Source organism: Acinetobacter sp. XS-4 (assembly GCF_023920705.1).
Lineage (GTDB): Bacteria > Pseudomonadota > Gammaproteobacteria > Pseudomonadales > Moraxellaceae > Acinetobacter.
Map to the genome: position 1 here is coordinate 1,508,788 of NZ_CP094657.1, position 15,387 is coordinate 1,524,174.

A 15,387-nucleotide genomic window follows, 5' to 3' on the forward strand; every position below is an offset into this window, starting at 1 on the left:
GCACTTTTAGCTAAAAAGGGGGTGCTTGTGCATCCCTTTTTTATTCAAGAATCTATAAATTATAAAAGGTTAGGTATGAATACTCGTCATTTTAGCCAGCTACCAAAAGCGGCATTGGCTTACCCAAAAGTGGTGCAAGGTTTAATTTTTAAAAAGCCGAAAGGTCCAAAAATCTTACCGCAAGTTGAATATGTGGTAGATACACTAGAAATTGATCAGAGCCATCTTAAAGCTTATAACGAAGTATGTGGCTTTCAAAATAATGGTTTTGTACCCGCAATTTATTTGGCGGTGCTTTCTCAAAGTTTGCAAATGCACATGATGACGGCAGAAGCCTTTCCATTTCCAATTTTAGGTTTAGTTCATATCCGTAACCAGATTAAACAAACCAGAGCAATTGGGGTAACTGAAAAACTCACTCTGTCATGTAAATTTGGGGAACTAAAACCGCATGATAAAGGTGTTCAGTTTGACTTTATTACCACGGCTAAAGTTGGCAATGAAGTGGTGATGGAAGGCTTAACGACTTATTTATCTCGCCAAAAAGTTGAGAAAAGAGTGGGTGAGAAAGCCAAAGAAGAACAAGCACCAGCTTATGTTCCAAAGGCAGAGTGGGATATTTTAGAAAACACAGGTCGCCGTTATGCGAAAGTATCTGGAGATTTTAACTTAATTCATATTCATGCTATTACTGCAAAAGCTTTTGGCTTTAAGCAAGCAATTGCACATGGCATGTGGAGTAAAGCTAAAGCACTAGCGAACCTTGAATTACCAAATGCTTATGAAGCAGATGTGTGGTTTAAGCTACCAATGTTCTTACCGTCAAAAGTTGAGTTTTTAACTGCCAATGCAGATAAAAAGACTGATTTCTTGATTCGTAATGCAAAATCACAAAAACCGCATGTTGCAGGAACTGTAAAAGCATTATAAAAATATCAGCAGCCTGAACAGATGTTTGGGCTGCTTTTGAGCAAAATAACAAAAAATGCAAGGAACTTCATGTGATTAAAGAGATTTTACTGGCCGATACCCATAACTATCACGGTATTTTAGATGAACGTTTTATTGATTTAGCCCACCAATTTAGCCGTCTTCAAGATGCTAGAACAGGACAAGGTGGAGCTGCATTAGCGGTTTATTTTAGAGGCCAGAAAGTTGTAGATATCTACACCGGTCTAAAATCACAAAATGAAGCTTGGCAACCTGAAACTTTGGCAGTTTGCTACTCTACAGGTAAAGGTGTACTTGCAACTTTAGCGCATATTTTAGTAAGTGAAGGTTTTTTAGAATACGACAAACCGATTGCGACTTATTGGCCTGAGTTTGCTCAAAATGGAAAAGAGCAAATGACTTTACGTCATGTCCTAAGCCATCAAAGCGGCATGTTTGATGTTCGAAATATTATCGAAAGTGCAAGAGAAATGCTCGACTGGTCTCATATGTTAAATGTGATTGCAGCGACTAAGCCTAGATTTCTTGCAGGAGAGGGCAATGCTTATCAAGCTTTAACATTTGGTTGGCTTGTCGGTGGAGTACTTGAAAAAGCAACTGGTCAATCTTTAGATCTGCTCATGCAAAAATATCTCGTTGAGCCGTTACAGTTAGACGGCGCTTATTTTGGTACGCCTGCAAGTGAGCTAGACCGTGTAGCACGTTTAATTATTCAACCGAAACCTGAAAAAACAGCGTCTACACAAGTTGAAAAACCCAAAAAACCTCAAGCACGCAAGAGTTCACTTTCTGAAAAAATGATTACGTGGACGGGGCAAGACCCACAAGATTTTCAGGATGCCATGATTCCAAAAGGAATGAAGCATTTTAGTTTCTTTAGTGATGAAGGATTGCAAGCAGTCATTCCAGCGGCGAACGGTACGTTTACTGCAAATAGTCTTGCTAAAATTTATGCAATGCTGGCAAATCACGGTGAATGGGATGGACAGCAGCTTATTCGCCCAGAAATATTTAAAGAGCTCAGTACTATTCAAAGTTATGCACGTGATCGTGTCATGCCAATTCCGATGAATTGGCGCTTAGGATATCACCGCATTATTACTATGGGTAAACGCGCTAAAAATGGCTTTGGACATATTGGTTACAATGGTTCAGGAGCGTGGTGCGATCCTGAACGTGATCTGAGTTTTGCCTATACTCATAACTTTCAAATTGGTTCAATCACAGGTGATTACCGTTTGTGGGGACTGACTCAAGAAGCCTTACGTTGCACTGACCAAATTTTAAAAGGCCGTAAAGGCTGGTTCTAATTTTAGTGTTTTAAAGCTGGTATTCTAATTAATGCCAGCTTCTATATTTATAATAATTCTAGGCGAATAATTGCTTCAGTATGACGCTTAAAGTCTTCTTCAGCTAAACCTTGTAGACCAAGTTGATAAATACCTTCTAATCCGCACACAAAGGCAATGAGTCGCCAAGCTATGTCTGTTGAATTAGATATATTTTTAAATTCACCTTCTTTTTTACCGCATTCAATGGCTTGCACAATTGTTTGATGCCAATTCTGCATAGCAAGGTTATAAGCCTTTTGTATTTCAACATCTTGTTCAATTAAGAGTTCTGCTTCATTCCATAAGCGTAAATAGGGCTGAAGTCTATCTATGTTTTCTGCACCTAATAAGATAAATAGCCTTTGAAATTGGCTGGTCGTTTTTAGGGTTTGTTCAATTTCATCAAGTTGTTCCATGAGCTTTAAAAAAGCTTCAGCTTTTAAATGAGAGGCCGAAGAAAAGTGGTGGTGAACTTGTCCTGTTGATGTTTGTGCTTCTGTTGCGATTCGGCGTACAGTCATGGCTGTAAAACCTTCAGCCAAAGCAACTTGCATGGCTGCTTGCAGAATCATTTCTCTGCGTTGATCGCGATTAAGATAGGCCATGTTTCTTTCACCTGACTGAATTCGACACAAATTACATTAAAACTAAAAGTTGGACAAGTGTCCAATTGTGTATATAATAACCATGATTTGAACATATGTCCAAGTTTTGGATATTGAAGAGCGTTATGCAAAAAAAATGGTTAATCCTGACAATTATCGTCCTTATATATTTACCAGTTACGATTGATGCAACAGTGATGCATGTTGCAACACCATCTTTAAGTGCAGCATTGAATTTAACTGCCAATCAGCTTTTATGGGTCATTGATATTTATTCACTGATTATGGCGGGTTTGATTTTACCGATGGGTGCACTCGGTGATCGTATTGGCTTTAAAAAATTATTATTTATTGGAACTGCAATTTTTGGAGTCGGTTCCTTAGCTGCGGCTTTTTCTCCAACAGCTTATGCTTTAATAGCTTCGCGTGCTGTTTTAGGTCTAGGGGCAGCGATGCTTATTCCTGCCACGTTATCAGGTATTCGTAATGCCTTTGCTGAAGAAAAGCAGAGGAATTTTGCACTTGGTCTTTGGTCTACAGTGGGTGGCGGTGGAGCAGCTTTTGGTCCATTAGTTGGTGGTTTTGTACTGGAACACTTCCATTGGGGAGCAGTATTCCTCATCAATATCCCGATTATTTTAGTCGTTCTGGTCATGATCGCAATGATCATTCCGAAACAACAAGAGAAAACTGATCAGCCAATTAACTTAGGGCAAGCTTTAATTTTGGTTGTAGCGATTCTAAGCCTCATCTATTCGATTAAATCAGCTATGTACAACTTTTCGGTGCTCACGGTCGTGATGTTTGTGGTGGGTATAAGCACATTAATCCACTTCATTCGAAGCCAAAAAAGAAGTACGACACCAATGATTGATCTGGAATTGTTTAAACATCCAGTGATTTCTACCAGTATTGTTATGGCCGTTGTTTCTATGATTGCTCTGGTTGGGTTTGAATTACTCTTGTCTCAAGAGTTGCAGTTTGTACATGGGTTTTCACCATTACAGGCAGCCATGTTTATTATTCCATTCATGATCGCGATTAGTTTGGGTGGCCCATTAGCTGGAATCTGTTTAAATAAATGGGGACTTAGACTTGTATCTACTGTTGGTATTTTAATAAGTGGATTTAGTTTATGGGGGCTTGCCCAGCTTAACTTCTCGACCGATCACTTCTTAGCGTGGACGTGTATGGTCTTTTTAGGCTTTAGCATTGAAATTGCCTTACTGGCTTCAACTGCTGCCATTATGTCATCTGTACCGCCTCAAAAAGCAAGTGCAGCAGGTGCGATTGAAGGTATGGCCTATGAGCTTGGGGCTGGTTTAGGTGTCGCTATTTTTGGATTAATGTTGTCTTGGTTCTATAGCCGCTCAATTATTTTACCAGCAGAGCTTCCGTTGAACTTAATTGAAAAAGCGAGTGTCTCGATTGGTGAAACAATGCAATTAGCTTCTAACCTTGAAAGCCCTTTGGGAGGGCAATTAATTGCAGTTGCTCAGCAAGCTTTTAGTTATGCGCATAGTTGGGTGCTTACCATCTCAGCTATTTGTTTCTTCCTTTTAACTGTATTTGTCTGGTTTAGCTTTCCAAAGAAAGTAAATTAAGAAATTCAAAATAAAGGATAAAAAGAGAGGCAGTTTTTCTTTTTATCCTTAAATATCTTTTTTAATATTTTCTTCATATCGAAAATTGGTTATTTAATTCTCATAAATAAACTATTTTTTAATAGGTTTCATATTTTTATTTCAAAATGATTCAGTGTTCATGTAATTGAAATTTAATAAAAAATGAATTGATCAAAAATTGACTGTAAAAAAATGGTTTGTTAATCTGCTACACGAAAAATCTAAAAACAAATAAAAGAGGCCGCTGTGAATTTTAAATTAAAAACATCACTCATTATTGGAGCAATTGTTGCATCTTCACTTGTATATGCCGCAACTGTACTTTCACCAAATCAGAATAATAATAGTGGATCAATTCCATCTGGTTATTCAGATTTAGAATTTTCTTTAGCAAATGGGAATTGGGTAAAAAATCTCTCTTTACCAGCAAGCGCTAATAATTCGGACAAGATTACAGTTCGCTCTAGTGCAGCCTATAGCAGTTATTTAGATACTTCTAATACGAATATTCCGTTAGAAGTGTTGAAGATAAATAGTGGAGATATTTATCAATTCATCTTTAATAGCAGTCAAAATAAATGGATCGCTCAGTTAGCGACAGTGAGTCCTACTAATGGTGCGACTTATGAAGTCGTTCCATTAACAACTGCATCAATTCAAAAAGTACTTATTCAAAATGACAAATGGGCACAAACCATTGCATTACCAAGTGATGTGCGTGACGGGACAACTGTACAGATTGTTTCTACAGCAAGTGCAAACTCAGAGATTGATAAAAAAAATTTACTATTCCCGAGCAGTTTTACATTAAAAAATGGATCTGAATATTGGTTTAAATATTATTCTGCTTTAGGAAAATGGGTTCCAGAATATATAAAACCTCAGAAGCTAAATGTTCAGCAAATCGGAACATCTTTAGCCGCGGTAAGTAGCCCGCTAACGGAAGTTTCATTTGGAGATGGAAATTGGGTTTCCAATTTCACTCTACCTGCGACTGCAAGTGATCGAGATAGAATTATTATCAAGTCTACAGCGACTTGGTCTGCAAAAATTAATAATACAAATATTAATAGCCAAGCGACTTTAACGCTTAAAACAGGCGATCAATATGAGTTTATGTATGTAAGTGACAAAGGATATTGGCAGCTGATTTCTTCACCTACAAAGGTAATTGATTCAACGGCAACAATCCCTGCAACTTTACCGAATATGACTCAGCCCACTTTAAAGGTGAAATTGTCTACATCAAATTGGCAGCCAACCTTGCAACTACCAGCTCAAGCTCAAGTCGGGGATAAGGTGGTTATTGTCTCGAATGCGTCGGCAGACACTTTGATTAATGCGGCTAATGGTTTGTCGACAGCAATTAAAAATGGTGAAAATCGCCGTTTTATTTACACCGCTCAAGGCTGGACAGTAGATAGTTATACAATTGATATGTTGTTAGTTTCTAGCCCTGAAGTAAATTCAATTTTAGGAGAGAGCGCTGCAAAACTTAGAATGATTGAAGGCGTAAATCTAATAAATTTAACCGCTGAAAATTCAAATGCACGCTTTTACTTAAGAGATGTGGGCTATTTAACTTATAAAATCCCTGCTAGTACTTTAAAAGAAGCAATCTCTAGTGGCCGAGATGACACAACGGTACAAAATGAGCGTAAACGCGTATTGGCAGACGGTGTTTATTATCAAGGTAATGAACCTGGTGACGGTGGCTGTGGTTGGGCCTGGATTAATGCTTCTGCATATAACATGATTGGTGCAAATGATATTGCAGGTTGTTCTTTCGCGGCGATGCGTCATGAAGTTGGGCACAATCTTGGCCTGTACCATAATGGTTCAAGCAATATTGGTTCAGGCTTTGCTCATCCGTTAGGAAGTACTGCAATGGGCGGTAATAATATTAATTTTTACTCTAGTCCGTATCTGTATAACCCTAAATATGGTGTACGTTTAGGTGAAGAAGGGAAGATTGATGCTGTCAGCGTCATTAACCTGAACGCACAGAAAATTTCTCTATATAACTAATCTCTATTTTTAGCTGTAAATAATGAAGAAAAATAAATTGTTAATAGGAACTGCTATCGCTTGTGTGGCGTTAGCAGTTTTAATCTGGTTTGCTTTTTCACAGCAAAGCTCTTCTGCATTAACGTCGTCTTTAGAAAGTCGGCAAGAGTCTGGGCCAAAAGTGCTAGATAATCAGAATGGTTTTGCTCGTCAAAATACGCTGAATTTGAGTTCATCAGAGAAAGAAAGGTTGTCCAAACAACAAATTGTTTTTAATGAGATAGAGAAAAATCAGCTGCCTTCTAATGTTAATTTTCCATTGGCTAAAAATGGACAAGGCATGGTGATTAAGTATGATCCAAATGTGATTGAACTCAAAAAAGTGGGTGATACGGTTAAGTTTCAAATGTTGGAATATGGCATTAATCGCACGGGCAAAATTGTAGAGATTGAACCTATTGACCAAGATATTGTTCGGTGGACTGGTAAATTTGATCAGGGCGATCCAAACCAGAATTTCTTTACCATTACTCAGAGTCAGAAAGACCATTATACGATCATGCAGATTTTTACCGAGAAAGGAAATTATTCGGCTGAAATTAAGGATGGTGTGGGGCTGGTACAGACCATGGATGAGGGAGTTAACGATCAAGAGCTACATCATGATCATCCTTAGACAAATAAATGGTTCTGGTAGAGAAAAGAAGTCAGTTCGCAGTTTATCTGTACGGATATGAGCTTTATGCGTTCACACTCTTTTAAAAACAAAGTATGCTTATGCCTGTAAAAAGGAGCATACATGTATCAAGTACTTGCTAGAAAATACCGTCCACGTAATTTCAATGAGTTAGTGGGGCAAAACCATGTTTCTCGTGCATTAAGTAGTGCATTGGAACGCGGTCGTCTACACCATGCTTATTTATTTACAGGAACGCGTGGTGTAGGTAAAACTACAATTGCACGTATTTTGGCCAAGTGTTTGAACTGCGAAACGGGGGTGACTTCTACGCCGTGTGAAGTCTGTGCAACGTGTAAGGCAGTAAATGAAGGTCGTTTTATTGACCTGATTGAAATTGATGCTGCTTCAAGAACAAAAGTAGAAGATACGCGTGAACTTTTAGACAACGTTCCTTATGCGCCAACGCAAGGCCGTTTTAAAGTTTACCTGATTGACGAAGTACATATGCTTTCTACGCATTCTTTTAATGCGTTATTAAAAACACTCGAAGAACCACCAGAACACGTTAAGTTTCTGTTTGCAACTACTGATCCACAAAAACTACCGATTACGGTCATTTCACGTTGTTTGCAATTTACGCTACGACCTTTAGCCGTCGATGAAATTACCAAGCACCTTGGCGCTATTCTTGAAAAAGAACAGATTACTGCTGATCAAGATGCAATTTGGCAAATTGCTGAATCTGCTCAAGGTTCATTGCGTGATGCATTATCTTTAACGGACCAAGCCATTGCTTATGGTCAAGGCTCGGTACATCACCAAGATGTTAAAGAAATGCTCGGTTTAATCGACCGCACTATTATTTATGATTTGATTTTAGCAATTCATCAAAACCAACGTGAGAAAGTTAGTCAGCTTTTATTGCAATTTAGACATCAAGCACTAGATGTTTCACTTGTGCTTGATCAGTTGGTCTCGACCATGCATGAATTGGCAATTTTGCAATATCTACCTGATTTGAGTTTGAAATATAGCGAAGAAATCAATCGCAAAATTATGCAACTGTCTAAGCTGATTTCTGCTCAAGATTTGCAGCTTTATTACCAAATTGCATGTAAAGGCCGCTCAGACTTGCAACTTGCCGTGACGCAAGAGCAAGGTTTTGAAATGTGTGTTTTACGCTTGTTGGCATTCCGTCCTTTAGCACCTAATGAAATTTTGGTGTCTGAGCCTGTTCAGCAAAATGGACAAGCAGTAGTGGGTTTAAGTCAACAGGCTCAGCAAACAGCTCAGGAGATTACTTCTGTAAGTGCTGTTCAGCCAGTTGAAGTTATTAGTCAAGCCGCTATGGTTGAACCTGAACCTGAACCTGAACCTGAACCTCGGTCTAATCAGGATTTAATGGTATTTGACCCAAATCATCATGAGTTGATTGGCTTTGAGTCAGCGCCTGTTCAAGAGACAAGTAATGTTTTGGAGGAAGATTTCATTCCGTTACCAGAACAAAAGTCAGTACACTTTCAGTCGGAAACCCAAGCCAGAAATATTGAACCTGAACTAGCTTTGACTGCTGAGCCTATGGGTTTATTTGAAACGCCTAGTGCTGATTTTTCACTTGCCCAAGATACACTTACACCTGTTACTGATAATTTGGTTTCTGAATCAGTTATTGAACAACAGTCATTTGTGCAAGCCGAAGTAAGAGTTGAAACAGTTGCAGTTGTGAAAGAGTCTAGCGAAACTGATAACGGGCAGCTGATGCCTCAAGATATCTTGAAGCTGGCTCCTCAAGTCTTGGAAGGTGAGTGGTCACTTGAAAAGTGGGAATATTGGTTTAGAAATAGTCAGCTTTCTCCAGCTGTTCAAGAACTTGCGCAGCATGGTGTGATGACTGGTGAAATTGGTGGCAATACTATTTTCCATATTCCCCAAGAATATGAAAATATGCTGACCCAATTACAGCAAGGCCTTATTGATGCATTAAATGAGCAATGGCCGAATACTCAATTTACAGTTGAATACGGTGCTTTAAATACATCTACACCATATATCATTCAAAGTGCGCGTAAAGAAAAAGCCTTTCATAGAGCGGCTGAGTTATTACAACAGCAGCCAGTCATTAAAAGCCTTATAGAAACTTTTGATGCTGAACTTCAGAACATTCAATTAAAGCCTTAAATTCATCTAAGTTTTAATCTGGTGCAGAATATGAAAATAATAGAATTTTCATATTTTTCACTGGATTGAAATATTCAGGTCATGTCACTGTCATTGTACTTTTCTATGTTAGCCATTTTAGATTTTAAATGGATTGTATACAGCAATGAAAAGGCAATGCACTGGAATAACTTCTTTTAAATACTCATATTTCTTATTAATCGGCGCGATTCTGCTGAGTGGTTGTAACGACTCATCAAATGATAACTCGAATGCACCAGAAACAGGTAAAAAGCCTGTAATGCGCTGTGCTCCATAAACTTAAATAATAAAAAGAACCTGATCATGATTACACGTCGTAAATTTTTAAATTATTCTTTAAATATGGGTTTTGGTGCTGCGGCATTGGCAGCTTTCCCATCTAGTATTCAAAAAGCTTTAGCAATTCCTGCAAACAATAAAACTGGCACCATTCAGGATGTCGAACACGTTATTATTTTAATGCAGGAAAACCGATCTTTTGACCATTATTTCGGAACGTTAAAAGGTGTTCGAGGTTTTGCTGACCGTTTTACAATTCCTCTACCAAGTGGCCGCCGTGTCTGGGAGCAACTTAGAAGTAATGGGCAAGTTTTAACGCCTTTCCATTTAGATGGTACAGCCAATAATGCGCAGCGTGCAGATGGGACACCGCATACGTGGAATGACAGTCAGCTGGCTTGGGACAATGGGCGTATGGCGAATTGGCCAGCCCATAAAACTGATATATCCATGGGTTATTTTAAAGAAAAAGAAATTCCATATCAGTTTGCACTTGCGAATGCCTTTACGATTTGTGATGCCTACCATTGCTCTATGCACACTGGAACAGATGCAAACCGCTCTTTTCATTTAACGGGTACCAATGGGGCGACACCGACCAAGCGTTCATTTGTAAACAATGAGTGGGACTGGATTGATGGTAATCCAGCTACGGCAGATCGCGGTTACACGTGGAAGACTTATGCTGAGCGTTTAGAAGAAGCAGGGGTAAACTGGATTTGTTATCAAAATATGCCAGATGAATGGGGCGATAACATGCTTGGGGCATTTCGGACATTCAGAAAAGCTAATATTGCATCTGGTTATCCTGTTGCAAGCGGTGGTGAACCAAACAAACCGTACGCTGATACAGGTCAAAAACTACCGTACAAAGCCTATGATGCTGCGACCGATAATGCCAAAAATCCACTTTATAAAGGCATTGCAAATACATTGCCGGGCAATAAACCTGAAGAATATCTCGATGCTTTTAAACGCGACATTCGTGAAGGTAAGTTACCGCAAGTGTCTTGGATTAATGCGCCATCAATTTATTGTGAACATCCAGATCCTTCTAGCCCTGTCCAAGGGGCATGGTTTATTCAAGAAATTATTGATGCTTTAACTGCTGTGCCAGAGGTTTGGAGTAAAACAGCACTCATTATCAATTTCGATGAAAATGATGGTTACTTTGACCATGTACCGTCACCATCTGCGCCATCACGACTTGCAAATGGTCAGTATGCTGGTAAATCGACATTAAGCAGTGCTGATATGCAGGATGAATATTTTGACCATGCTGCACCTGAGGGAAGTCATTCTCAACCTACACATGATGGACGAGTTTATGGTCCGGGTCCTCGTGTTCCGTTATATGTGATTTCCCCATGGAGCCGTGGTGGCTGGGTGAACTCGCAAGTTTTTGACCATACTTCCGTCCTCATGTTTTTAGAAAAACGTTTCGGTGTAAAAGAGCCGAATATCAGTCCATATCGCCGTGCAGTGTGTGGTGATTTAACCAGTGCATTTAACTTTAAAACACCAAATGCAGATGTTTTACCTCAGCTCAATGGTAAACAGACACGTTTGCAGGCAGATGAGTTAAGAGAAAATCAGGAAGCTCTACCAGCTGTGCCTGTACCAACGGATATTAAGTTACCGATTCAGCAAAGTGGCATACGTCTGTCGCGTGCGCTACCTTACGAATTGCACACCAGCGCACGCTGTAAAGCGGATGGCAAAGTGCAATTGATATTCTCTAATACGGGGAAACAGGCAGCGGTTTTTCATGTATATGACAAACTTAACCTAGACCTTATTCCAAAGCGTTATATTGTCGAGCCGAATAAAACTTTAGATGATGAATGGGATGCTTTAAAAGATAACCTAGGTCGTTATGACCTATGGGTACTTGGTCCAAATGGCTATCATCGTCACTTTAAAGGTGATACTCAACGTATTGTTGATAGTGGCGTTAAACCTGAAATTCGAGTGTGCTATGACATTGCCAATAGTGATGTATACGTAGAACTCATGAATGAAGGAACCAAGGATGCAATATTGACAGTAAAACCTTGTGCATATCGACAAGATGCGCCGTTACAATTTACCGTAAAAGCGGGACAAGTCGTTAAGCAACATTGGGCTTTAGCTGACGTAGGGCATTGGTACGATTTTGAAATCACCAGTCAGAGTGATCCATATTATTACCGACGTTTTGCGGGCCGAGTTGAAACGGGTGAAGACTCCTTTAGTGATCCTGCAATGATGTAAGTTTAGGTGGGGCAAAAAGAACAAATCATTTTCTTTTTGCCCCATTTTTTATAATAAATAACTTTTTAAAGCTTCACGAACTGACTCAGAAATGGGTACGGTTTTACGCGTTTCGCGATCTACAAACACATGCACAAAATGTCCTTGAGCTGAGGCTTGATCTTGACCTTGTTTAAAGATCGCCAATTCATAACGTAGAGAAGTCGTACCGATTTTACCAATTGCGACGCCCACCTGAATAATTTCTGGAAATGATAACTCTTGTAAAAAGCTACATGCTGAATCAACCACTAAGCCAATTGATTTTGCTTCATGAATATCAAAACCTGTTTTTTGAATAAGCAATGCATTCGCTGCTGTATCGAAGTAGCTATAGTAAGTCACATTATTCACATGGCCGTAAATATCGTTATCTGCCCAACGCGTTTGAATATCTAAAAAGAACTTAAATTGATTGCGAGTTTTTAAAACTGGTTTAGTCATTAATGAATCGCCTGATAAATTGCCAAAGCAGCGGCTTCTGTCATGTCACGTGGGTTATTTTGTAGCAAGCGAGTTTGCAACATGGCATCTTGAGCAAGTCTAGGTAAGCTGGACTCATCAATACCCAAATCTCTAAGTTTTAAGGTCAAGCCACTACGGTCTAAGTGGTTCTGTATGTGGTCAATAAACAGATCACATAAACCATCAGTGCTGCCATTACTGTATGGGTCGAGCCATTGCATAAGTTCTGCATAGAGTTTTTTTGCATTGGGTGCATTAAATTTTAATACTTCAACCAAAACTAAGGCATTGGTATGCCCATGTGATAAATGAAAATGACCGCCCAGTGGGTAAGCTAAAGCATGTACAGCAGCAACAGGTGAGTTAGCAAATGCTTGACCCGCGAGCATTGAACCAAAAAGCATGTTTTGACGTGCTTCTAAATCATTACCATCTTTAAGAACTTTCGGTAAGTTATGGTTTAGTAGCTTCAAAGCATTCTTAGCTAAAATATCGGTGTAAATATTCTTCTTGTGTTTAGAGGTATATGCCTCAATCGCATGCACCATCGCATCAATACCTGTTGCGGCAGTAATATGTGCTGGAAGATTTTGAGTAAAAGTAGCATCAAGAATTGCTGTATCGGCGTATAGTACCGGAGAGACAATCCCCATTTTTGTTGTCTCACCAGTAGTCACAATTGAAATAGGCGTTACTTCAGAACCTGTACCGGCCGTCGTTGGAATTAAAATAAGTGGTAGGCGAGCTGTTGTTACTTGGTTTACGCCGTACATCTCTTGCAAACTTTGAGTTTGGTTGGGGTGGGCGAGTAAGGCGATTACTTTTGCAACATCTAAAGAACTGCCACCACCAAAACCAATAATGGCATCTACATTTTGCTGTTTTGCATAATTGGCTGCATCTAAAACGACTTGTTCTGGTGGGTCAGCTTGTACATCTGCATAAATGACATATTCAATATTGAGCGTATTTAAAATTTGAAGAATAGGCAGGTGTAATTGATTTTTAATCATGCCCGCATCAGTGACCAGTAATAACTTCCGGTAAGCTTTTGAAGACAAAACATTTTGTAATTCTTGTATAGAGCCTAAGCCAGAGATGATATTTGGAACGGTTTGAAATTGAAAATGGCTCATATACATTATTTCCTTATTTTTGAAAATTATTGTCGAATGGTTCTATAAGATTCAATCTTCAAATAACTTAGCATAAGACACCTTAAAATAAAGTAGTTCTGAGGCGATTATGTTGCGTGTTATATGAGAAAAGCTCTACTTTCATGTGGTCAGGCTCAGATGATAGACAGTGATCATGCAAGTAATTTAAAAGATCATCGGAAGGTGGGCTTTTTGTTATTTATACTGTTCAGTAGATTTTCCTGAAGGCTGCTAATTCATATAATGTCTTAACAATTTATAATTTTATTCGGTTCAAAAAGTGAAAATTTCTAAAACTTTACTTGGTCTTATTGGATGTACGTGTTTGATGCTGAGTCCTGTAGCAATCGCTAAAACTAGCTCTAGCGTCTATTCACCTAAAAAGGGTGTAATTTGTGACAAATATATTTGTGCTGATAGGAAGGGTGTATCTAAAAAACTTACAGCCAAATATTTAGGAACTCACAAAGCCAACAGAGCATTCTCTCAAGGCAGTTTTGATACCTCGGCATTTACACTCTCAAATGGTGTGTTCTGTGATACCAAAACAAAACTATGTCACGTTGATCGATATTTTGAGAATGGGCATCGTAGCAAGATTGATAGAACTATGACTGATAAACTTTTTAAAAATAAATGATTTTGTCTTCATTTTACTTAAAGGCCCATAATATTTGGGCTTTTTTATATCTAAATAAAAAGTTATTCCTTATTTCTGTGAGGAATAAGTTTCAGTTACAGATTATTAAGATCTAAGACTTGATTAGATGAGTCAACAAGCTTTAATTTCATCGTCTGTATTCTTATTAAAAACTTTAACGACATCTTTATCTGCTTTAATACGTTCTTACGCACCAACTTCCTTATAAATGGATAGTTCAAATATTTCAAATTGGATAAGGTGTTTTAGACGATTAGATAAAATCTGTTTTGATATACCTGTATTTTCTAGAAAATCATAAGTTGAAAGTTAAGTATTTGTTAACCTGTTTTAAGATGTAAAGCTCATATGATTAATAAGGCGAGTGTCTGCTTTGATGTAAAAGCTCTCTTCAGAGGGCTTTCTTATTTTCTTGAAAATTAGAAGATCAGCTACTTTGTCGACTGATTTATCAACTTTTAATCTATTGATAAACATTATTTTCCTTTTCAAGCCATGTGAGTTTTGACAAAATGCAACACGTCACAATGGTCAATCCGATTCTGACTATAATTTATAGTTTGGTCAGGGTTTTACATGCTCCATATTTATTTCTATTTAATTCAAATGTTTGGAAGTAGTTTCTAATGGAAACACAATATAAGGTGTTATGCGTCTGTTTAGGAAACATTTGCCGTTCTCCCACGGCTGAAGTGGTTTTTAGACATTATTGTGATGCGTATCAACTCAATATCGTTGTCGATTCAGCTGGAACGAGCAATTATCATCCAAATAAAGCACCTGATCAGCGTAGTCAGTTGCACGCTAAAAAAAGAGGTTATGACTTGTCGTCTTTACGTGCAAGGCAGCTTTCAACACAGGACTTTTTAGAGTTTGATTTGATTTTGGCAATGGATCACCAAAACTTTGATGATATTCATGACATGCTACAAAGCGCGGTTTCTCAGTTTGGTACTCATCAAATTCGTGCAAAAGTAGCTTTAATGAGTGAGTATGATCCTGAATATCCGCAGCAAGCCTTACCTGATCCCTATTATGGCGGTGCTGATGGCTTCGAGCGCGTACTTGACCAATGCGAGTCTAGTAGTTTGGCGTGGATTAATATTTTAAAAAAACAATTGAATGTTTAAGAATAG

The 15,387-nt window shown here is 38.5% G+C and carries 13 protein-coding genes and 1 pseudogene; 10 read left to right on the forward strand and 4 right to left on the reverse strand.

The window, feature by feature from the left end; all coding sequences use genetic code 11:
• Positions 1-75: 75 nt before the first annotated feature.
• The gene (locus tag MMY79_RS07075) at positions 76-930 is read left to right on the forward strand and encodes a MaoC/PaaZ C-terminal domain-containing protein (RefSeq protein WP_252612688.1); all 855 of its coding nucleotides are present in this window, start codon (positions 76-78) and stop codon (positions 928-930) included.
• A 71-nt stretch (positions 931-1,001) separates the two neighbouring features.
• Entirely contained in the window at positions 1,002-2,261 is a 1,260-nt protein-coding gene (locus MMY79_RS07080; protein WP_252612689.1) for a serine hydrolase domain-containing protein, read from the forward strand.
• Between the two features lie 47 nt (positions 2,262-2,308).
• Here MMY79_RS07080 and MMY79_RS07085 read toward each other — a convergent pair whose 3' ends face one another.
• A complete protein-coding gene (locus tag MMY79_RS07085; protein WP_252612690.1) occupies positions 2,309-2,887 on the reverse strand; it encodes a TetR family transcriptional regulator in 579 nt (192 codons plus the stop codon).
• Positions 2,888-3,012: 125 nt separating this feature from the next.
• Here MMY79_RS07085 and amvA point away from each other — a divergent pair, with 125 nt between their 5' ends.
• From amvA to MMY79_RS07115, 6 genes are all read left to right on the forward strand, one after another.
• Complete coding sequence (amvA, locus tag MMY79_RS07090) at positions 3,013-4,491, forward strand: multidrug efflux MFS transporter AmvA (RefSeq protein WP_252612691.1); 1,479 nt, start codon at positions 3,013-3,015, stop codon at positions 4,489-4,491.
• Between the two features lie 267 nt (positions 4,492-4,758).
• Positions 4,759-6,540 (forward strand): metalloendopeptidase CpaA, encoded by a 1,782-nt coding sequence (gene cpaA / locus MMY79_RS07095; RefSeq protein ID WP_252612692.1) that lies wholly within the window; start codon positions 4,759-4,761, stop codon positions 6,538-6,540.
• Positions 6,541-6,562: 22 nt separating this feature from the next.
• Positions 6,563-7,195: a metalloprotease secretion chaperone CpaB gene (gene cpaB, locus MMY79_RS07100; RefSeq protein WP_252612693.1), complete on the forward strand. Its 633-nt coding sequence runs from the start codon at positions 6,563-6,565 to the stop codon at positions 7,193-7,195.
• A 123-nt stretch (positions 7,196-7,318) separates the two neighbouring features.
• Positions 7,319-9,376: a DNA polymerase III subunit gamma/tau gene (locus MMY79_RS07105; RefSeq protein WP_252612694.1), complete on the forward strand. Its 2,058-nt coding sequence runs from the start codon at positions 7,319-7,321 to the stop codon at positions 9,374-9,376.
• Positions 9,377-9,521: 145 nt separating this feature from the next.
• The gene (locus MMY79_RS07110) at positions 9,522-9,674 is read left to right on the forward strand and encodes a hypothetical protein (protein WP_252612695.1); all 153 of its coding nucleotides are present in this window, start codon (positions 9,522-9,524) and stop codon (positions 9,672-9,674) included.
• Between the two features lie 26 nt (positions 9,675-9,700).
• Entirely contained in the window at positions 9,701-11,929 is a 2,229-nt protein-coding gene (locus MMY79_RS07115) for a phosphocholine-specific phospholipase C (protein WP_252612696.1), read from the forward strand.
• A gap of 48 nt (positions 11,930-11,977) precedes the next feature.
• Here the strand turns inward: MMY79_RS07115 and MMY79_RS07120 are convergent, their stop codons facing one another.
• Together MMY79_RS07120 and MMY79_RS07125 are read right to left on the reverse strand one after the other, a co-directional pair.
• Positions 11,978-12,412: a thioesterase family protein gene (locus MMY79_RS07120; RefSeq protein WP_252612697.1), complete on the reverse strand. Its 435-nt coding sequence runs from the start codon at positions 12,410-12,412 to the stop codon at positions 11,978-11,980.
• Entirely contained in the window at positions 12,412-13,569 is a 1,158-nt protein-coding gene (locus MMY79_RS07125; RefSeq protein WP_252612698.1) for an iron-containing alcohol dehydrogenase, read from the reverse strand. The genes MMY79_RS07120 and MMY79_RS07125 overlap by 1 nt, the downstream gene beginning before the upstream one ends.
• Before the next feature lie 349 nt (positions 13,570-13,918).
• Between MMY79_RS07125 and MMY79_RS07130 the strand changes: the two genes are divergently transcribed.
• Complete coding sequence (locus MMY79_RS07130) at positions 13,919-14,230, forward strand: YcgJ family protein (protein ID WP_252613461.1); 312 nt, start codon at positions 13,919-13,921, stop codon at positions 14,228-14,230.
• Between the two features lie 95 nt (positions 14,231-14,325).
• Here the strand turns inward: MMY79_RS07130 and MMY79_RS07135 are convergent.
• Positions 14,326-14,548 (reverse strand): annotated as a pseudogene (locus MMY79_RS07135) (transcriptional regulator); the annotation flags it as partial.
• Positions 14,549-14,877: 329 nt separating this feature from the next.
• On the opposite strand from MMY79_RS07135, the gene MMY79_RS07140 reads away from it, so the two are divergent.
• Positions 14,878-15,381, forward strand: coding sequence for a low molecular weight protein-tyrosine-phosphatase (locus tag MMY79_RS07140; RefSeq protein ID WP_252612699.1), 504 nt, complete (start codon positions 14,878-14,880; stop codon positions 15,379-15,381).
• Positions 15,382-15,387 lie beyond the last annotated feature (6 nt).

Bases quoted from the DNA above. Each gene is read 5' to 3' on its own strand.
- MMY79_RS07140 (WP_252612699.1), top strand. From the start codon at position 14,878: ATGGAAACACAATATAAGGTGTTATGCGTCTGTTTAGGAAACATTTGC.
- MMY79_RS07120 (WP_252612697.1), bottom strand. From the start codon at position 12,412: ATGACTAAACCAGTTTTAAAAACTCGCAATCAATTTAAGTTCTTTTTA.
- cpaB (WP_252612693.1), top strand. From the start codon at position 6,563: ATGAAGAAAAATAAATTGTTAATAGGAACTGCTATCGCTTGTGTGGCG.
- amvA (WP_252612691.1), top strand. From the start codon at position 3,013: ATGCAAAAAAAATGGTTAATCCTGACAATTATCGTCCTTATATATTTA.
- MMY79_RS07125 (WP_252612698.1), bottom strand. From the start codon at position 13,569: ATGAGCCATTTTCAATTTCAAACCGTTCCAAATATCATCTCTGGCTTA.
- MMY79_RS07130 (WP_252613461.1), top strand. From the start codon at position 13,919: ATGCTGAGTCCTGTAGCAATCGCTAAAACTAGCTCTAGCGTCTATTCA.
- MMY79_RS07105 (WP_252612694.1), top strand. From the start codon at position 7,319: ATGTATCAAGTACTTGCTAGAAAATACCGTCCACGTAATTTCAATGAG.
- MMY79_RS07115 (WP_252612696.1), top strand. From the start codon at position 9,701: ATGATTACACGTCGTAAATTTTTAAATTATTCTTTAAATATGGGTTTT.
- MMY79_RS07075 (WP_252612688.1), top strand. From the start codon at position 76: ATGAATACTCGTCATTTTAGCCAGCTACCAAAAGCGGCATTGGCTTAC.
- MMY79_RS07110 (WP_252612695.1), top strand. From the start codon at position 9,522: ATGAAAAGGCAATGCACTGGAATAACTTCTTTTAAATACTCATATTTC.
- MMY79_RS07085 (WP_252612690.1), bottom strand. From the start codon at position 2,887: ATGGCCTATCTTAATCGCGATCAACGCAGAGAAATGATTCTGCAAGCA.